Here is an 18,554-nt window from a genome sequence, read left to right on the forward strand (position 1 = left end):
GTCAGCGCCTGCGGGTGGCCGGGCGTCCGGCAATCGAAGCCTTGTCCGGCGGCGCATCTTATGAGGCTGATCTGCGCCGAAAAGCCGGTTGACCTGACCGCTGCGGGATACCGTCGCCGCAAAAATCCGTCAGCTCGGTGCGAGCGCATGCAGGTAACGGGCTCGCCGGGCATTTCAGCCAATGGGCTTTGTTGCCTACAGGTTGCTCAAACCCGCATGTCTGGCTGCGTCGGCGATCAGCAAATCCCTCCATTGCTGGAGAAACCGATCCTTGGTTGCAGCTGACGCCGTGTTGCGCAGCGAGCGGCTTGTTTCCGCTTTCTCCGCAGGGCTTCGGCAAAGTGCCTTTCGCATCGCGTCTGTGATCGCCGCGGGATCGTTCGGCGGCACCTGCAAGCATTGGCCTCCCACCGCCTCCACGAGCGCACTGTCCGCGGACACTATCGGCAGCAATCCCATGTAAGCGGCCTCCAGTGCAGGCATACCGAAACCCTCGAGAAGGCTCGGCAGCACGAATGCCTCGGCGTTTGCATAGAGCCAGCGCAGCTGTGCATCGGGCACGTAGCCCATGAGCCTTACTCCGGCGATGGATCCCGCGAGCTCCGCGGTCTCTGCATGACCATCGCCACGCGACCCACACAAGACGTATTCTATTCCCTCACGATGGAATCCACCGTCCCGATAAGCCTTCAGGGCGGCGATCTGGTTCTTGCGGGTTTCGAACGCGCCCACGGTAAGAAAATACCGACCGCTCAAGCCGGAGATTGCTTCCGCCGGGCCGTCAAACAGTTCGGTGCGCAGATACAGCGGGATTGTCGTCAGGAACCGGAAACCAGAGCCAAAAAGAGACTTGAATTGCTGGGCAGAGAAATTGCTGACGAAGACGACCCCCGGCTTGATGCGCCGGATCTTCTCGTAAGCGAGGTGGTAGTTGGCGCAAGTCCGTTCGCTGTAGAGTTCTTTGTGCGTCAGCGGACCGACATCATGGCACAGGACGATATCATTCTCGGTCAGGCGTGACCTCAGGACGTAGAGCGGATCCAGAAACAGCCGGAAGCCACGCTCTTCGACGCCGTCACGGATGAGGAGAAACTCGCTGTCGCGGAGCCAGTTGATTTCAAGCATCATCAGCCGGGCGACTATCTTGCGGGCAAGACCCTCGGGCGCAAACGAACCGAGCCGCCAGTAGCGGACCCTGGCCTGGCCCGGGACAAATTCCCCGGTGAGGTCCTTGGCAATGTGGTAGGCGCCAGTCCTGTTCAGGATCGACAGGGAGTTGTCGAAAAGCAGAGTGCTGGCGGATGCCTGCCTGCTTGCGGCGCGTAGGTCGTGCGGGTCGGGCCGCTCGTTCATCGTGCTCTCCTGGAGATCAATCCTTGCACTGGCTGCCGGTCAACTGCCGTACTCCCCGAAATCGGCGTCGACCTGAACCATGAGTTCGAGGTATTTCCACGCTATCCACCGCCAGGAATAACTGCTCGCCCTCGCGTGCCCCTTGGTGACCAGCCGTTGCCGCAAGTCCGGGGAAAGCATCAGCAGGCGGATGGCTTCGGCCCATGACTGGACGTCGTCGGGATCGGCATAGAGGGCCGAATCCCCGCAGATTTCGGGAAGACACGGCGAGGTCGAGGCCACGACCGGGCAGCCCGAAGCCATCGCCTCGACAGCGGGCAGCCCGAAGCCCTCGATCCGTGATGGGAACAGGAAGCACAGGGCGCCTTCGAGCGCCTTCTTGAAGTCGTCATCCCCTATGCGGCCAGGGAGGACGATGTTTCCGGGCATTTCCGGGACGTACCTCAGGACCGTGGTCTCGTCGACATCGCCTGGCATCCAGAGGTCGAGACCCATCCCGTCGAGGAGTGGGGCCAGCCTGGCGAGCAGCCCCATGTTCTTGTATTCCTGGTCCCGCCTGCCAAGGCAAAGGACATACGGCCTGCCCCGGTCGACGACCAGAGACGATCTCGCTGCATCCCATCTCTTCGCATGGTCGCTGCCGTTGTAGGTGACGACGATGTTTTGCTGTGGCGCGATCCCGAAATCGACCAGATGGCTGCGCGAGAGTTGCGAGACCGTGGTGATGCGGGCGGCCCGCCTGCCGAGTGCCGGCAGGATCAGGCGGTGCGCCCACCGGAACCCCCGCGCGTAGCTCGACGGCATGAGCCTGGTGTGCATGTCGTGGATGCACGCGATCTGGCGCCTCAGCACGACCGGAGCGAGGTTGCAGAAGCTCAGCAATCCTCCGGGCACATGCCAGGGCAACTGCGCCTGCACCCAGAATTGGGGAAGTCGCGGCCTGTTGAATTCGGGAACGACACGCACGGAGATGGCATCGAGGCGGAGAGGTTCGGAAAGCGGGCGCGGCACCACGAGATCGATTTCCAGGTCGCGACCGAGGGGATGCCCTTCCGAAATGAGGGCGTCGAGAGCCAAGGTGACCTCGCGGGCGTAACGGGCCACTCCAGTCGGCCGAAGCGTCGTGAAGTCTCCGTTTATCGTCCAGCGTCGTCTCGGCGCTTCCGGGTCCACGCACACCGCAGCCGAATGCCCGATCAGGAATTCGGCGCCGTCGGCAGCAGATCTGGCCAGGGGTGCGTCGGCTCGGTGTCCATTCACCCGTCTGGCCCGTCTTGGTGGCGGCGACTCCGTCGTGTCGAACTCGAGTTTGCCCATGTCCCCCTTCCCCGGTCCTTCCCGCACCTTGGGCCAGACTAGCATCCCCGGGGGCACCAAGGCCCTCAAACGTTTGAGGTAGGCACGCTGTCCGACCTCGCCTATCCGGATGATTGCCGCTTAGCCGGATGACCCGATGGCCATGGTGACCTGGCGTCTTTCCGGCTCCACATTGATGGTTCGAAAGGGGGACGACATGGCGCGGCGTTGGACCATCAATGGGCGTTTTCTTTCCCAGCCGACAACAGGTGTCCAGCGTTATGCGCGCGAGGTCGTCCACTCTCTCGACGCCTTGATCGCGGAACAGGAGCCGCTCGCCCGCGGCCTGGAACTCAGTCTGCACTGTCCGCCCGGGTCCGGGGACATCCCGCTGGCTTTCATCGAACGTCGCGAGATCGGCCGCACGAGCGGACATGTCTGGGAGCAGGTGCAACTCGCCTCATCCCTCGATGGCAGCGGACTGCTCAGCCTCTGCAACACCGGGCCGCTGCTTTCCCGCAAGCACATCGTCTGCATCCATGATGCAAATGTCTGGAACGCCCCGCAGAGCTACTCCCTTGCCTTCAAGCTACTCTACAGGAACCTGTTGCCCGGCCTCGGCAAGACGGCGTGCGGAATTTCTACCGTTTCCAACTACTCCCTGGATGAACTGGTTCGCCGCGGCGTCATCCCGGCAGAACGGGCTTTCGTCGCGCCGAACGGCCATGAGCATGCCTTGCGATGGAAGCCTGAACACTCGGCACAGACACGGCTGGCGGCCTCGCGGGAAACCGTTGTTCTGATCGGCAGTGCCGCGCCCCACAAGAATGTGGATCTCCTCCTGAACATGGCTGATCGTCTTGGCGAGGCCGGCCTCAGAATAGCGATCGTCGGCATGTCGGATTCGCGCGTCTTCAGGTCAGGGACGGCCAGGACCGAAGCTCGAAACATCCACTGGCTCGGTCGCGTTTCCGATGGCGAATTGGCGGCCCTGCTCAGGGACTCGCTATGCCTGGCTTTCCCCTCGCTCACGGAGGGCTTCGGTCTCCCGGCCCTTGAGGCGATGGCCGTCGGCTGCCCCGTGGTGGTTTCCGACCGCGCCAGCCTGCCTGAAGTCTGCGGCGGCGCAGCCCTGTTTGCACCTCCCGACGACCCGAACGCATGGTTCGACAGTTTCGCGCAGCTTCGCGGTTCCCAGGCCTTGCGACTGCAGATGATAGGCAAGGGAAGGGCGAGAGCCTCGGCATACAGCTGGAGGGCGACGGCCTTGCGTTATCTCAAGGCGATGGCGGCCGCGGACGGCGTCGATGCGGAAGCGAAGATCGTCAGGGCTCGCGAATTCACATGATCTCGTGAAGTGCCTGGACGGCCCCGAGTGATTCCAGGATCGCGCGGTCGAAGTTCTCCTCGGAAAAGCGTCCGGCATTCCTGGCGCAAGCGCGGGGTGTGATGGCATAGCTGTTCGCTTCGAACCGTTCGACGGCCTCCTTGAGGTGCTCGACGGTCTGAGCCTTGAACAGGACCCCTGTCGGCTCGGGGGATGATCCCAGGCGCTGTACGATGTCGACGGCCCCGCCGCGGCCGAAGGCGACCAGCGGCGTCCCACAGGCCTGCGCCTCGGCCAGCGCTATGCCGAAATCCTCGCAGCCCGCAAAGACCATCGCCTTCGCCCGCGCCAGGGTGTCCACATAGTCTTTCCGGGGCAGGTAACCCGAGAAGGTGATGTTGGGACCAGCAAGCGCCCGCAAGCTGGCTGATTGCTGTCCTTCGCCAACGATGACCAGTCGCCGCGATGGCATCTCGTTGAAGGCCCGGATGACGAGGTCGGTGCGCTTGTAAGGGGCGAGGAAGGACGCCGAAACATAGTAATCGTCCTTGTCCTCCACACAGGGCAGTTCCCCCAGTGAGACCGGCGGGAAAACGACGCGCGCCGCGCGCCCGTAAATATGCTGGATTCGGGAGCGGACATAGTTCGAATTCGCCAGCATCAGGTCCGGACCGTGCGCGGTTCTCGTGTCCCACGTCCTCAGGCGATGCAGCATGTACCGATAGAGCATTCCCTTGGGCCCGAAACCAAGCCGCCCTTGCTGAAGATACGAAAACTGCTCGTCCCAGGCGTAGCGGACGGGGCTGTGCACATAGCATAGATGCGGCTGGTCCGGCCTGGTGATCACGCCGCGCGAAAATGCGGCCGAAGACGAGATCACCGCATCGTAGCCTGTCACGTCGAACTGTTCGATCAGGAAGGGACAAAAGAAGAAGAGTGATCGATAGAATTTCTGGACCATCGGGATCCGGTTGGCCGCGGAGGTATGGAATTCCACGTCGTGGAAATATTGCTCCTTCACCTCGGGCGGCAGGAAATCGAAAAGCGTGAAGACTTCGGCATTGGGGAACTGCTTGCAGATTTGCGCCAGAACCCGTTCCCCTCCCCGGAAATTCGGACACCAGTCATGAACGACCGCTATCTTCGCATACCTGTCGACGGCAGGCCCCGGTGCGGCCGGGAACTCCTCGATGGGCACATCGACCTTGGCCGCGACCGCCAAATCGGAAGAGCGTTCGTGGAGCATGGTTCCCCCTAGCCTCGTCAGGCCAGCAGTCTCCATTCCATCTTGTTGCCCCGGCAAGTTGTACGATCGGTTACAGGCTGTTCCGGACGCATGCCTATCTAATACTTATGGCTGTGGGTCGTTTACAGGGATACTCCGAAAGCCTGTGTCCGGGGGTAGGCCAAGCTGCTTCCGTCACCTTTTATGCAGGCTGTTTCGGTCCCCTCGTCGGTCTAGGTTCGGCGGGAACCGAAACTGGATCGAGCATGAGACTCGCAGTGATCATCCCGACCCTTGGCCGCCGCGGACAGGTCGCGCGTCTGCTTCGGTATTTGGGTGACCAGACGAGACTTCCTGACGAGGTCATCGTGTCGGCGCCCGACGCCACGCATGTCGAACTGCCGGAAGATTGTCCTTTCCCCTTGTCGCTCGTTTTCGGACCGATGGGATCGTCTGCCCAGCGGAACACGGCTCTCGTACCTTCCCTGGCGCGCTTCGACATCATCACATTCTTCGACGACGATTTCGTTCCGTCCACCGAATACCTGGCGCAGGTCGAGAAAGCTTTCGTGGAAAATGACGGATGGGCGGTGGTGATGGGCATGGTCGTCAGGGACGGGGCCACGAATGCCGGCCTCACCTGGGAAGATGCCGAAGCCGCCTTGCGGGAAGCCCGGGGCAAAAAACATGATGGGCCACCGGTGGTCGATCATGTCGGTGCGTACGGATGCAACATGTCCTTCCGGTCCTCGTTTGTCGGAGATTTGCGCTTCGACGAGCGCCTGGTCCTGTACGGCTGGCAGGAAGACATCGACTTCACCAGCCAAATGAGATCCAAAGGTCGCGTGGTCTGCGTCACTGAAATCACGGGCGTCCACCTCGGTATCAAGTCAGGCCGGGTCAGCGGAAAGCGGTTCGGCTATTCGCAGGTTGCGAATGCGATCTACCTGATCAGGAAGGGCTCCGTTCCGGCCTCTTTCGCGCTTCCCCTGATGTTCAGGAATATTGCAGCCAACCTCGCAAAGAGCCTGCGGCCCGAGCCGTATATCGATCGCAGGGGCAGGCTCAGGGGCAACATGCTGGCGATCCTGCACATCGCCATGGGACGAATCGAACCCGAATACATCCTGAAAATCTGACGGCGGGAAAGACAATGCGGAAATGGCTCTTGACGGTGGCGGCGGCTTCATTGGCGGCAGCAGCTGCCTGCCCCTTGCCGACGATGGCTGCCGAGTATCTCCTCGGACCCCAGGACAAGGTCAGGCTCAAGGTTTACGAATGGCGCGCATCACGCGACGTGATCTTCGAATGGACCGCTCTCAACGACAGCTTCGTTGTCGGTGCCGACGGCACGCTCTTCCTTCCATTCGTCGGCCAGATACGAGCGCAAGGCACCGCCCCCGGCGACCTCGCCCGTGCGATCGGCGACCGCCTGATGCAGCAGATGGGACTCGGCCGCCAGCCGGATGTCGCCGTCGAGATTGTCCAGTACAGGCCGTTCTACATCGTCGGCTACGTCACGCAGCCCGGCGAGTTTCCCTTCAGGCCCGGACTGACGGTCTTGCAGGCGATGGGAATCGCCGGCGGCCTGCGAACACGCGAGGAGGACATGTCGAGGCTCGAGCGTGAAGTCATCGCGGGCCAGGGCGACGTGGGTCTGTTGGCGCTGAGCAACGTCAGTCTGCTCGCCCGCAAAGCGCGGCTGGAATCGGAACTGGCTGGCAGCGACGACATCGCCTTCCCTGCGCAACTGATGGACAGAGCTTCGAACGAGACGGTCGCGGTTGCGATGGAGCAGGAGCGCAAGATCTTCGCTGTCCGCAAGGACGCCATGGCGACACAACTCCGTGCGCTCCGCGAACTCAAGGATTTCCTCGAAAAGGAACTGACCTCGCTCGGCCAGCAGATGGCCTTCCACGACCAACAGATCGAACTCATCCAGAAGGAACTCGCGGGTGTTTCGGCCCTTGTCCAGAAGGGGTTGGCGGTTGCACCGCGGGAACTCTCTCTACAGGGAACGGTCGCACAGATGCAGAGCGACAGGTTGGTTGCCGAGACCTCGCTTTTGCGAGTCAGGCAGGAGATAAGCAAGACCGACATCGAGATCCTCAACCTCGCCAATAGCCAAGCCAGCGAAGTCGCCGCTTCCTTGCGCGAGACGCAGTTGCAGCTCAACGAAGTGACCAGCAAGGCCAACACCGCGGTGCAGTTGCTGCACGATACCGAGGTCACGGCACCTGCTCTGCTCGCCCTTAGAGAGCGCGGCGAACGGGCCAAGCCGATCTTCAAGATCGTGAGGATGACGGACAGCGGCTCGCAAGAGCTCACGGCTGAGGAAACCACGCCGATCGAGCCAGGCGATACCGTGAAGATCGATATCCCCCCGCCGCCGTCCGGCTTGGCCGCCCTCCCTGCAGGCGGCAGCGTGCAGGCAGAGACGCTCCCGATTCAGGGCACCAACTGATCAAACTTGCATGGTTCAGTGAGGTCCTCACCCGTCGCACCCATTGGCGTGCGCTTCGGCTGGAAGCCGCCTGGAAGCACGAAGAACAAGGGAGCAAGAAAACTGGGGGCTATGCCTAACCGGATCGTCTGCGCAATACCCTGGCACTTGCCATGCACTTTGAGGCCGCATATCAGTGAGCACACGCTGACGAAACCTTCCCTGCCGCAGTGAGTCGATCAGTGCTGCGGGTATCACTGGAGATTTCGGTGCTCATGAGTGTCGTGGCTGTATCGGCGGGGGGCGTTCTGTTGGGACTGCGGTTCAAGGCTCCCGCCCTGATCGCGGCTACCGCACTGCTTGTGATCGGAAGCTTTGCCTGGAATGGCCTTGGGTTGCCCGGCCATGTGACCGTCACCAAATTCCTGATCCTGGCATTCGTATTGGCTTGCGCCTACATCGTCGGCCTGTCGCTGTCCGTCCACTGGAAGCGGACGGAAGGGTGAGCGGTCGGGACTTCAGGCAGCCCTGTCGAAGCGCATCACTGCGAAAATCGTCCTGAACAAGATCACGATGTCGAGCCAGATCGACCAGTTCCGCACATACTGGCTGTCGAGCGCCACGCGGTTGGCGTAGTCCATGCTGCTTCTTCCGCTCACCTGCCAGAGACCGGTGAGTCCCGGCCTTGTCCGAAGGTATTCCCCCAGGTGGTCGCCGTAGCGTATGAGTTCGTCCTTTACGATGGGCCTTGGGCCCACGCAGCTCATGTCGCCACGGATGATGTTGAAGAGCTGGGGGAGTTCGTCGAGGCTCGACTTGCGCAGCATCCACCCAAGCAGCGTGACGCGAGGGTCGTTCCTGATCTTGTGGGTCTCTTCCCACTCCTTGCAGACATGCGGGTTGGCTTCGAGATATGCTTTCAGAACTTCTTCCGAATTGGCAACCATCGAGCGGAACTTATAGCAATCGAATGGCTTTCCCCCGAACCCGATACGGCTGTGCGAGAACACTGCCGGGCCTCCTGCCGTCATCTTGATCAGCAGGGCAACGACGATCATCACAGGCGCAGCCATGACAAGCGCCGTGCCCGCTATGACCAGATCCATGAGCCGCTTCAGGAGACCTCCGATGGGAGGGTTCGTCGTTCCCGTCCTGATGGCGGGCGACAGGTCTGTCAATACTGCCCCGGCACTGTTGTGGTCGGGCGCAGGAACAACGTGCAGGACTGCCGTTCGGCTGTCAGCCGCCACGGGAAGAGGCGGCTGAACCCAGATCGGGGTTCCCTGATGCGACTCGAAGGTGTTTGTTGACATGGGACGGTTGCTGTTCGAATTGTTCCGATCACTCTTCCAAGGTCGGGGCTTGTCGGCAAGAAAGGCAAAGGAGGTAGCGTGACGCTCCAGGGCTACCCCCTAATCCCAAGGAATGATCCCCCTACACGCTTTTGCGACCTCCGAGGGAGGAATGTCTCGCCACCAGTTTCATGCGGGGCTTGGACTTCATCGCGCGGGCCTTCGTCAGGAGCACGCCCAGGATGGGCGTCCTGCTGGCCTGCAGCGTCCTGACGAGTTCCCGCAACGTTTGGACATGTGTCTTGCCCCACTGGGCAACGACGACGACGCCATCCAGGACGGATCCGACAATCAATTCGTCGGCTCCCGAGGCAAGCGTCGGCAGGTCCAGGATGACAATGTCGTAGGCAGCAAGTTCGTAGGCGGCAAGGTCGCGAGCGGTCAGATCCAGGAGGAACGCCTCCATGTTGCTTGGTGACAGCAGGTGCCTGGCATCCACCACCGAACTTGGAAGCAAGTCGAACGGCCGCCCAGGAGCGCGGACGATATTAAGCCGGACGGGGTCCTGGCACGGTTTGTCGAGGGCGCCCGACGGGCCGAGCAGCCGCGTAGTCAGTGTCGGTCGCCTGATGTCGGCGTCAATTACCAGCGTCTTCAGCCCGGACATCGAATACAGCGTGGCAAGATTGCTGGCGACTGAGCTCTTCGAACTGTCGTTGGATACAGCCGTCAGCCCAAGCAACTTGATCGGGCGGCTGGTTTCCGCAAGGCTGATTTCGGTTCGCACTTTCCTGAGACTGTGGCTGTATCTGGAGTGCGGATATCTTGCGACTTCGTCGAGGTGGCCGGATTCCCTTCTCTTGGTGGTGGGCGGCAGCTCTCCGACGCATTCGACACCCAAATTCTCCCGGATGAGTCGTGCTGACCTGATGGTCCAGTCGAACGTATGCCTCACAAACGAAAGTCCGATGCCGAAAATGAGGCCGGCAACCGCCGCGAAGGCCAGCATCAGCTTCGGCCTTGGAGTGCTCGGATAGAGCGGCGCCGTCGCAGCTGTGATCACCCTTGCGTCGGCGACCGGGTACGACTGCTGGCTTACCGAGTTGGTGTAGGCCTGCAGGAAGCTCTCGTACATCTTCTGGTAGGTTTCAGCAGTCACCTCGAGTTCTTCGAGCGTCGGCACTGCGTTCGCCCCACCTTCGTCCGTGGCTTCACCGCCGACGCTGTAGTCGTGCCGTGACCGGAACTCTTGCGCCTTCGCCATGGCCTCGTTCATCTGGGTGCGCAGTTGCTTAAGGCGCATCTCGAGCCACGCGCCGCCTTCCCTTGCCGCGTCGGCCTTGGTTTCGATCTGCTCACGCACGAAGGCATCGGCCGTGGCGTTCGCAACCTTGGCTGCACCTTCGGCATCGAGAGAGGTGAAGGATATGTCTATCGCGTAGGAAACGCCGACTCTGCGGACGTCGAGGCCGTTGCGGAAAATCAACATGCTGCGCCGGGACTTTTGGTAATCGGTCAGCGTCACGGGTGTTTCAGGCACGCCTTGGCCAAAATGCTGCGCAAGCGACGTCAGCCAGACGCTCTTCCTAAGCTCGGAAGCATCGAGCAGGACTGATCCTATCTTCTTGAATCTCTCCCGCAAAGTCGGAGTCTGCGGACGGTTGAACTGGGGGTCGTCGACGAGTTTCAACTGGTCGAGGACCATCGCGGCGATCTTTTCCGACTGCATCACTGCTATCTGGCTTTCCACCTGGGCGGTGTCCAACGACAGATCTACTTCGCCACCCTCCTGCAAGTGTTGTGGCAATTTCGGCTCGATCAGAATCTGCGCGCTGGCGATGAAAGTTGGGTCGGTGGTCGAATTGTAGAACCCGGCCACCAAGAGAGCCGCAGCAAGGCAGGCGAAGATGGTTCCAACGTAGTGCCGCAGAAATTCGGTTATGTCGGAGAGGCCAATAAACTCCTGACTGACGGAAGCCTGCTGGTCCGCTGCCGGAGGCCATTGATTGGGAAACATGCGGTTCATTCAAATTCTCCTGCAGGCGTGCGGGAAATCCTGCGCGCACGCCGTCCCCATGCAGGCGGTTCCCATGCAGGCGGTCCCCATGCTGGCGGTCGATGACATTCAGCCGATGTTTTCATTGAAAGCTGAGGCCCCTCGATCCCAGACTTGCCGCGAAAAGATTACGCCTGCGTCAGGGAAGGTTAAACGCCGCCAATTGGCGTAGGGACCTACGCCCTATGGGAAGGGAGAATGCCCGGCAGCCCTGCTCTGGTCCTGTCGACAAAGGACTTCTGCTGTTCCAGCAAGGCCTGCCGTCCGCGGCTGAGTGCCAGGTCGCGCGCAAGGGAATCGATCCGCTCGGATATGCATTCGGGGCTCTCGCCATTTTCCATGGCCTCCAAAGCGAACGCGGCGCAGTCCGTCATCCTTTCCACGGACGGACGCAGTGCCGCGGATTCCCTTTCGATTTCCACTTGAATGAGCTCGAGAAGCCGAGCCAGGCGACCGAACCGCCTTTCGTCGACATCCTCGCGGAACGGGTACTTGAATGCGGTCAGCGGCATCTTGCAGCCCACCTTTCTCGTCGGCGCCCGAGCAGGACGCACCTTATAGAATACAAGACCCCATTGCCTGGACGAGACATCCTTTCGGCCATCGGCGGTCATGCTCCTATTGGATGAGGGGGTGCAAACCAGCGCGTTAGGGCTACTCGAATTCATGAAGGGGGCTGCGTCCGGCAGCGTGCTAGGACTATTCGCCTGTAACTGCTGAGCGGAAACCGTGACCGTGACCATAGTCGGCCAAGCCAGGCCAAACACATTCGCCTTCGAAACCAGCGCCCTGGTCAAAGCCACTGGCTTCCGGGAATACGACGCGCGCTGGTGGTTCGGGCAGCCAGGTTCGGACAAAGAACCCGAACTCAATCTGATGGGCGTGCAGGCGATCGGCATGGGGCTCGGCACCCTGATCCGCCGAATGGGCGTTGGCCCGGACATCGTCACTGGCCATGATTTCCGCAGCTATTCCATGGCGATCAAGATGGCGCTGGTCTCCGGCCTGATGGCGGCCGGCGCGCGCGTCAAGGACATCGGCCTGGCACTTTCTCCCACCGCTTATTTCGCCCAGTTCGCGCTCGACGCTCCGTCGGTGGCCATGGTGACGGCCTCCCACAACGAGAACGGCTGGACCGGCGTGAAGATGGGAGCGCAAAGGCCTCTGACATTCGGGCCCGACGAGATGACCGCTTTGAAAGCGCTCGTGCTGGACGGCGATTTCGATCTCATAGGCGGGGGAAGCTATGAATTCGTGTCCGGATTTCGCGAGAGATACATCGAAGACCTGACTGCCGGAAGGAACCTCGGCCGAAAGCTGAAGGTGGTGGCGGCCTGCGGCAACGGAACCGCCGGCGCTTTTGCACCGCAGGTGCTGGAAGGCATCGGCTGCGAAGTCATCCCGCTGGACGTTGAGCTCGACCACACCTTTCCGCATTACAACCCCAATCCCGAAGACATGCAGATGCTGCACGCGATCCGGGACAAGGTTCTGGAGACAGGTGCCGATGTCGGGCTCGGCTTCGACGGCGACGGCGACCGCTGCGGCGTGGTCGACAACGAAGGCAACGAGATTTTCGCGGACAAGGTCGGCGTCATGCTGGCGCGAGACATCTCCGGCCTGCACCCGAAATCCGCCTTCGTCGTGGACGTCAAGTCGACGGGCCTTTTTATGACAGATCCCGTCCTCCTGCAGAACGGTGCAAGGACGGATTACTGGAAGACCGGGCACTCCTACATTAAGAGGCGCGTTGCCGAACTCCATGCCATCGCTGGTTTCGAGAAGTCGGGGCATTTCTTCTTCAACCCGCCGATTGGACGCGGCTACGACGACGGGCTCCTGACCGCGATCGCCGTCTGCGAGATGCTCGACCGCAACCCGGGTAAGACACTCGCCGACCTTTACCGCGATCTGCCGCTGACCTTCGGCACCCCGACCATGTCGCCCCACTGTCCGGACGAGGTGAAATACGGCGTGGTCGCGAAAGTTGTCGGGGAATTCACGAAAATGAAGGGGGACGGGATCGAGTTCGCCGGCCAGCCGCTGGCCAATCTCGTCACCGTGAATGGGGTGCGCGTGGTTGCCCAGGACGGCACATGGGGTCTGGTCAGGGCTTCGTCGAACAAACCGGAGATTGTCGTCGTGGTGGAAAGCCCCGTCTCGTCGGAACGACGCCGCGAGATGTTCGAGGCTCTCGATGCCGTGCTGCGCCGCAATCCAGAGGTCGGAGCCTACAACCAGACATTCTGATGGGTATTGGCTGAGAGGAATTGGACCATGCCGGACCGGATCGTAAGTTTCGTCATGAGCGGGGGCGTCGGCTCACGGCTGTGGCCGCTTTCGCGCGAAGACAATCCCAAGCAATTCCACGACCTTTCGGGCGACGGCTCCATGCTTGCGAAGACTGTTCGACGCCTCAAGGCGCGGCCGGACGGTCAGACGCCGATCTACCTGATAGCGTCCGAACGGCATGCCGACCGCGTCATCTCGGACATTGCTCCGCTCGGCCTTAACGGCGGCAGACCGATCTTCGAGCCGGTCGGCCGCAATACCGCCGCCGCGGTCGCCATAGCCACCCTGCAGACGATCTCCGAACATGGCGCCGACGCGCTTGTGCTCGTGGTCCCGTCCGACCATCAGATATCGACCGAAGCGCAATTCTGGGAAACCGTCGAGGCGGGCGTGCCTGCCGCCGATGCAGGAAGTATCATCGTGTTCGGCATCAAGCCGACGCATCCCGAAACCGGATATGGCTACATCGAGGCCACGGCAAATGGTGACCGAGTAGCCTTGGTTTCACGCTTTGTCGAAAAGCCAGACGCCGAGACGGCCCGCCAATACCTGGCTTCGGGACGATTCTACTGGAACGCCGGCATCTTCCTTTTCCGTGCCGACACCATGCGCAAGGCCTTTCTCGATTTCCAGCCGGACATCTGGGAGACTGCGGAACGGGCCTACAAGACAGCGCGGACCGAGGTCTCGGGTCTGTACCTGCCACAGGGCTTCTACCTCGCTGTCCCCTCGACATCGATCGACTACGCGATCATGGAGCATGCGGGCGACATCGCGATGGTCACGGCTTCCTTCCGCTGGAACGACCTTGGATCTTGGCAATCGCTGCTGGAAGCCAGCCCAACCGACGGCGACGGCAACGTCGTCATGGGTGACATCGTCGCCATGGATTGTGGCAACTCCTACCTCAGAAGCCAGGGCAGGCTGCTGACCGTAGTCGGAATGAAGGATGTAGCGATAGTTGCGACGCCGGACGCGGTGTTCGTCGCCCCCGTCAGCCACAGCCAGCACGTGAAGAAGGTCGTCGAACAGCTGGAGAAGAGCGGACGCCTCGAAACGAAATTCACCGCATCGGAAGACCGGGTCATCATCAGCGGCTCATGGCGCAAGCGTGTCGAACACTGGCTCTTCGAAGAAACCCTGCCATTGTGGTCCACTGCCGGTGTCGACGATGTATATGGCGGCTTCCACGAGGCTCTCGGCTTCGATGCAAGGCCATTGGGCAAACCCAAGCGCATGCGGACGATGGCTCGCCAGATCTATGCTTTCGCGGTGGCCAAGGAACGCGGCTGGACTGGACCGGCCGACAAACTCATCGACCACGGTATCGACTTCATCGCAAAATACGGCCGCACCGACCGTGGCGGCTGGGTGCGCACGCTCAATGCCAACGGCAGCGTCGCTGACCCGACCGAGGACGCCTACGATCATTCCTGCGTGCTCCTGGCGCTGGCTCATGCTCATCGATGCGGCCATCAGGACGCCCTGAGGCTTGCACAACAGACATTTCATTTCGTCGACACCCATCTCGAGGACGAAAGCCTGACCGGGTTCCTCGAGAGCCCCGGCTCCAACGGGGCTCGGTCTTCGAACCCGCACATGCACATGCTGGAATCCTTTCTTGCCTGGTACGGCGTCACCGGCGACCGTGCCTATCTGCGACGGGCGGCACGCGTCATCGATCTCTTCCGGTGCCATTTCTTCGACCAGGAAAGCTGGACGCTTGGGGAATATTTCGACGTCGATTGGCTGCCCTTGCCGGGAGACAAAGGACAATGGACCGAACCAGGGCATCATTTCGAATGGGCCTCGCTCCTTGTCGAGTTCGCGCGGGCGAGCGGGCAAAAAGACCTGGTCGCCTACGCCAGGAAGCTCTATTCATCGGCGGTCGCCAGTGGATTGAACCGAGCCACAGGTCTGGCTTACGCAGCCGTATCGCGGCAGGGAATGCCTCTCGACCGGTTCTCCCGCAGCTGGCCGCAATGCGAAGCCGTCAAGGCAGCCGCCGCCCTGGACGGCATTGGCGGGCCTGATCTGAAACCCGAGATCGAAGCTCGCGTCGCGCGCCTGTTCAGATGGCATATCGATCCCGCACCGCTTGGCTTGTGGGTCGACAGGATCGACGAGCGCGGAAGGTCCGTGGCGACGGAAGTCCCGGCAAGCATCTTCTACCATCTGGTGACGGCGTTGATGCAGTATCTGGACAAGACCGGTGGACAGGTCGAGCCTTTCCCGCGTCCAGCTTTGGACGTGGGCAAGCCAGGTCTGAAGCAGGTCCTCAGCCGCCGCTAATGCGCCGATCCTGGGGTACGATGTTCGTCGTATACGGCGAACCTGAGCGACGCCAATCCAAAGAGGCTACGAGCAGCTATGCTTTCTCCTGCGTCGGCTTGTAACCACGGTAGCCCAGAGGTGGTAGGGAGGTGGTAACTACGGCTAATTCGGTATCCCGTGCCTCTGTGTCGTGGCTGCAAACCGGGATAGTATGCTTACAGGATGCCTCAAAGAGAGGCATTGGGCGACCTCTTCCGATCTTGGAGTTGCGGCAAACTCGTCGAGGCGTTGTAATTTTGAGCCTATGAACCTTCATGTCCGAACGGTTGAGACGCAACTATGGCAAAAAAAAAAGCGCGTGCCAGGGCCAGCGGTGACCTCCTAAAACTGCTTGCTACCAGGCCGAGAGCGGTGGCGCTTGCCGCGCTGCACGTGAGTGAATCCGTGCTGCTGGAACTCGAAGCATCCGAGCTGTTGTCAGCGGCCGAGATCAGGGGATTGCTGAAGGACGCGTCGACGACGTTACGAAATGCCGCCGATCAGGTCGACAATCGCAGCTGCCTCATTGCCAGCGAAATCGTCGACTCCATGCGGGAAAGTTTCAAGAGAAACAAAACCTAGTCCTGCCGCCACGTGCCAATTTCGAAGCGTGCCGATGGCGAGCCGGTGGAACCTGCGCATTTTCATCGAAAAGCGCCGTCGCTACACCGATCGATAGTTTGCCATCAACGGATACTCATCACATCAAATTTGATGTACATTCCATCAGAGGGAGGTACTTTGGGGCATTGGGCGGGGCTATAGATGACGTACGCTTCACATCCTTTTTCGCGCGGGAATGAAAATCGTCCATCGTATGTCGGACTTAACGACGACGATGCGGCGCTTATCAAGACGTTGGGATTCACGCCGAAGCGCTATCTGGCGGAGACGGTCATCGTCAATCAGGGCGAGGACAGCGATCGCATGTTCATAGTCGAGTCGGGCTGGGGCTGTAGATCCCATGAACTCGCCGGCGGGCAGCGACAGATCCTGGATTTTGCACTGAGAGGCGATATCGTCCTGCCTCAATCGTACTCGGGCAGCGCTCTTGAAACGTTCGTGGCTCAAACTGAACTTACGGTGCTGGTGGCTTCGACCAAGACATTTACCCTTGCTGCCATGCAATCGCCCCATCTCTTCTCCCTTGTTCTCGAAACCCTCGTGCACAACGGAGCGGTTATCGCTCAACATCTCACCAATGTAGGACGACGCAGCGCCTTGGCGCGGACAGCGCATCTCTTCCTCGAACTGAAGGCGCGTCTGGAACGGACCGGCTCTGTTACCCAGAACAGCTTTGAATGCCCTCTCACCCAGTACGATCTCGCGGACGCTCTCGGCCTCACTCCAATTCATGTCAATCGAATGCTGCGGGAATTGCGCGAGCGCAAGTTTCTCGAATTCCGCCAAGGCCAGGTGCGCGTACTCGATCAACCGGGCCTGACGAAGTTTGCTGGATTCGAGCACGAATATATCGAAAGCTAGGTCGTATCGGTAATACGACGCCTGGTCCCTCGAAGTCTCCCGTCGAGAAATCAAGTGTCAGGGATAGCGGGCACCAAGCCGCCATGTGCGTCGCCGGCACCCCATTGAGGGGTCCACCGGTGTCCGGCCCTGCTTCCGCGATAACACCATAGGCGCCAGCGGTCCGTCTGTTAGATTGTTCGGGTGGCGGACCTGTTCCGCCTGGCCGGCGCCTTTACCCCAACCAGGCCCCCCGCCCAACAGGTGCCGGCCATTTTCAGTTTTCGCTTCTTGGCGTGATCTCTTCGGTCCGCATCTCGTCTCCGATCTCCCTGGCGAGATAAAAAGCCTTCGCCTTGTCCTTCGTCGTCAAAACGGTAGGCCAGCGAGGCTTCTCGAACACGCTCACGATGCAGGTCGTCACCGGGTTTGCCGGTTATCACCGGACCGTTGCGTTCCCTCGTTCGGATGGCTTCACTTTACATTAGCGGAGGCGCATAAATTATCCAGCCGGCGGCATTGTTCCTCACAGGCATCCTGTCGGTTAGGCCCGGTGTCCTAGCTCATCCCAACAGAAGGGATGCCGGGCCGCTCTCATCAAGCCGCGGGAAGAAGGCATGTGACACGACGATGGCGTCTGTTGCGCCCTTCACGGTGGCCATCGGAGCGCTTGAACAGTCCGCGAGGAACCGGAAGGCGATGCGCAATCAATGCGGCCGGTTGGATGGTTCAGTGATCATTGCTTGATGAACGGGCCGGTGTAGGTCTGGCCGGCAAGCGCAACGGTTCCGGCCAAGGTTCCTTCGGGCAGCATCACAAGACTGACGTCCGCGCCATTCGGGAGGCGCTTGAGCTTCAATGTGTTCCCCGCAATTCTTCCAGCGCCGGCTGCCTCTCCGGGACTGTTGTCGCCCAGATTCCCCCACGCAACCGTGGCCGTCACATCGCCTCTAGGAGAAATCGTCTGCACAGCGACTTTGGCTTCGGACGTCCCTTCCAACCGTCCAGCCCACATGCCGGAGAACGCGGCGTACTTTGCGGGAACGCCCTTCGCTGGTGGGGTGATCGTTGTAGATTGATCCATTGTGGCCGAACCAGGAGCAGCAGCGGCCGGATCCAAGGTAGATAGGGGAGCAATGGCCGCAGGTTCGGGAGCGGCCGATTGCGGCGCTTCAGGAGCCGATTGGCACGCGGCCAGGATAAGTGCCGTGAAGCCCAGCATCGTGTTCCGCATTCAAGCTCTCCGCCTCGTTCCCAAGCCATCGGCGGGCTACAGACCCGCCGAATTGTATGTCATTCTACGCCACCGCCCCACGCATCGAAATAGCCGGGCGAACCTGTGGATAGTCGCGGGGACAATGCATTCCTGAAGGAGGCAGCCCGTGGCAGGCGATCACGAAGCGGTGACGTCTGTAATGAAGGCGCAGTGGGCTGCGAAGATTGGACGTGAGCGCCGCACAAAGCGCTTTCGACTCGTCTCGGCCGAAGTCTCG

15 protein-coding genes are annotated in these 18,554 nt (G+C 60.9%); 8 read left to right on the forward strand and 7 right to left on the reverse strand.

The annotated features are described in order from the left end of the window. Positions 1-195 precede the first annotated feature (195 nt). Positions 196-1,353: a glycosyltransferase gene (locus AC1DZP_RS06960; RefSeq protein WP_477301071.1), complete on the reverse strand. Its 1,158-nt coding sequence runs from the start codon at positions 1,351-1,353 to the stop codon at positions 196-198. A 39-nt stretch (positions 1,354-1,392) separates the two neighbouring features. Next, complete coding sequence (locus AC1DZP_RS06965; protein WP_477301073.1) at positions 1,393-2,670, reverse strand: glycosyltransferase family 4 protein; 1,278 nt, start codon at positions 2,668-2,670, stop codon at positions 1,393-1,395. Between the two features lie 136 nt (positions 2,671-2,806). Here AC1DZP_RS06965 and AC1DZP_RS06970 point away from each other — a divergent pair, with 136 nt between their 5' ends. Next, a complete protein-coding gene (locus AC1DZP_RS06970; protein ID WP_477301075.1) occupies positions 2,807-3,997 on the forward strand; it encodes a glycosyltransferase family 4 protein in 1,191 nt (396 codons plus the stop codon). Here AC1DZP_RS06970 and AC1DZP_RS06975 read toward each other — a convergent pair. Further along, positions 3,990-5,222 carry a glycosyltransferase gene (locus tag AC1DZP_RS06975; protein WP_477301077.1) on the reverse strand — a complete coding sequence of 411 codons (1,233 nt, stop codon included), beginning with the start codon at positions 5,220-5,222 and terminating at the stop codon, positions 3,990-3,992. The genes AC1DZP_RS06970 and AC1DZP_RS06975 overlap by 8 nt on opposite strands. Positions 5,223-5,467: 245 nt before the next feature. Between AC1DZP_RS06975 and AC1DZP_RS06980 the strand changes: the two genes are divergently transcribed. From AC1DZP_RS06980 to AC1DZP_RS06990, 3 genes are all read left to right on the forward strand, one after another. Then, a complete protein-coding gene (locus AC1DZP_RS06980) occupies positions 5,468-6,340 on the forward strand; it encodes a glycosyltransferase family 2 protein (RefSeq protein WP_477226412.1) in 873 nt (290 codons plus the stop codon). A 14-nt stretch (positions 6,341-6,354) separates the two neighbouring features. Continuing rightward, positions 6,355-7,665, forward strand: coding sequence for a polysaccharide biosynthesis/export family protein (locus AC1DZP_RS06985; protein WP_095080625.1), 1,311 nt, complete (start codon positions 6,355-6,357; stop codon positions 7,663-7,665). Between the two features lie 248 nt (positions 7,666-7,913). Then, positions 7,914-8,150, forward strand: coding sequence for a hypothetical protein (locus AC1DZP_RS06990; RefSeq protein WP_477225777.1), 237 nt, complete (start codon positions 7,914-7,916; stop codon positions 8,148-8,150). 12 nt (positions 8,151-8,162) lie between these two features. Here the strand turns inward: AC1DZP_RS06990 and AC1DZP_RS06995 are convergent, their stop codons facing one another. From AC1DZP_RS06995 to AC1DZP_RS07005, 3 genes are all read right to left on the reverse strand, one after another. Continuing rightward, on the reverse strand, positions 8,163-8,957 hold the full coding sequence (locus tag AC1DZP_RS06995) for a sugar transferase (protein ID WP_477301079.1): 795 nt from the start codon (positions 8,955-8,957) through the stop codon (positions 8,163-8,165). 121 nt (positions 8,958-9,078) lie between these two features. Beyond that, positions 9,079-10,962 carry a GumC family protein gene (locus tag AC1DZP_RS07000; protein WP_477301081.1) on the reverse strand — a complete coding sequence of 628 codons (1,884 nt, stop codon included), beginning with the start codon at positions 10,960-10,962 and terminating at the stop codon, positions 9,079-9,081. Positions 10,963-11,168: 206 nt separating this feature from the next. Next, positions 11,169-11,504 carry a hypothetical protein gene (locus AC1DZP_RS07005; protein WP_457154860.1) on the reverse strand — a complete coding sequence of 112 codons (336 nt, stop codon included), beginning with the start codon at positions 11,502-11,504 and terminating at the stop codon, positions 11,169-11,171. A 217-nt stretch (positions 11,505-11,721) separates the two neighbouring features. Here AC1DZP_RS07005 and AC1DZP_RS07010 point away from each other — a divergent pair, with 217 nt between their 5' ends. The 4 genes from AC1DZP_RS07010 (at position 11,722) to AC1DZP_RS07025 (ending at position 17,082) form a co-directional block, all read left to right on the forward strand. After that, entirely contained in the window at positions 11,722-13,242 is a 1,521-nt protein-coding gene (locus tag AC1DZP_RS07010; protein ID WP_477301083.1) for a phosphomannomutase/phosphoglucomutase, read from the forward strand. Positions 13,243-13,269: 27 nt separating this feature from the next. Then, the gene (locus AC1DZP_RS07015) at positions 13,270-15,576 is read left to right on the forward strand and encodes an AGE family epimerase/isomerase (protein WP_477301085.1); all 2,307 of its coding nucleotides are present in this window, start codon (positions 13,270-13,272) and stop codon (positions 15,574-15,576) included. Positions 15,577-15,897: 321 nt separating this feature from the next. Then, entirely contained in the window at positions 15,898-16,179 is a 282-nt protein-coding gene (locus AC1DZP_RS07020) for a hypothetical protein (protein ID WP_143748636.1), read from the forward strand. Between the two features lie 183 nt (positions 16,180-16,362). Then, positions 16,363-17,082: a Crp/Fnr family transcriptional regulator gene (locus AC1DZP_RS07025; protein ID WP_095080601.1), complete on the forward strand. Its 720-nt coding sequence runs from the start codon at positions 16,363-16,365 to the stop codon at positions 17,080-17,082. A gap of 715 nt (positions 17,083-17,797) precedes the next feature. Here AC1DZP_RS07025 and AC1DZP_RS07030 read toward each other — a convergent pair. Continuing rightward, positions 17,798-18,295, reverse strand: a complete 498-nt coding sequence (locus AC1DZP_RS07030) for a hypothetical protein (protein ID WP_477225772.1) — start codon at positions 18,293-18,295, stop codon at positions 17,798-17,800. Between the last annotated feature and the right edge of the window lie 259 nt (positions 18,296-18,554).

This window comes from Mesorhizobium sp. P2_F8, assembly GCF_056403655.1.

Coding starts and splice junctions, on each gene's coding strand:
- AC1DZP_RS07005 (WP_457154860.1), bottom strand. CDS start 11,504: ATGCCGCTGACCGCATTCAAGTACCCGTTCCGCGAGGATGTCGACGAA.
- AC1DZP_RS06960 (WP_477301071.1), bottom strand. CDS start 1,353: ATGAACGAGCGGCCCGACCCGCACGACCTACGCGCCGCAAGCAGGCAG.
- AC1DZP_RS07020 (WP_143748636.1), top strand. CDS start 15,898: ATGGCAAAAAAAAAAGCGCGTGCCAGGGCCAGCGGTGACCTCCTAAAA.
- AC1DZP_RS06985 (WP_095080625.1), top strand. CDS start 6,355: ATGCGGAAATGGCTCTTGACGGTGGCGGCGGCTTCATTGGCGGCAGCA.
- AC1DZP_RS07030 (WP_477225772.1), bottom strand. CDS start 18,295: ATGCGGAACACGATGCTGGGCTTCACGGCACTTATCCTGGCCGCGTGC.
- AC1DZP_RS07015 (WP_477301085.1), top strand. CDS start 13,270: ATGCCGGACCGGATCGTAAGTTTCGTCATGAGCGGGGGCGTCGGCTCA.
- AC1DZP_RS06965 (WP_477301073.1), bottom strand. CDS start 2,670: ATGGGCAAACTCGAGTTCGACACGACGGAGTCGCCGCCACCAAGACGG.
- AC1DZP_RS06975 (WP_477301077.1), bottom strand. CDS start 5,222: ATGCTCCACGAACGCTCTTCCGATTTGGCGGTCGCGGCCAAGGTCGAT.
- AC1DZP_RS07000 (WP_477301081.1), bottom strand. CDS start 10,962: ATGAACCGCATGTTTCCCAATCAATGGCCTCCGGCAGCGGACCAGCAG.
- AC1DZP_RS07025 (WP_095080601.1), top strand. CDS start 16,363: ATGACGTACGCTTCACATCCTTTTTCGCGCGGGAATGAAAATCGTCCA.
- AC1DZP_RS06995 (WP_477301079.1), bottom strand. CDS start 8,957: ATGTCAACAAACACCTTCGAGTCGCATCAGGGAACCCCGATCTGGGTT.
- AC1DZP_RS06980 (WP_477226412.1), top strand. CDS start 5,468: ATGAGACTCGCAGTGATCATCCCGACCCTTGGCCGCCGCGGACAGGTC.
- AC1DZP_RS06970 (WP_477301075.1), top strand. CDS start 2,807: ATGGCCATGGTGACCTGGCGTCTTTCCGGCTCCACATTGATGGTTCGA.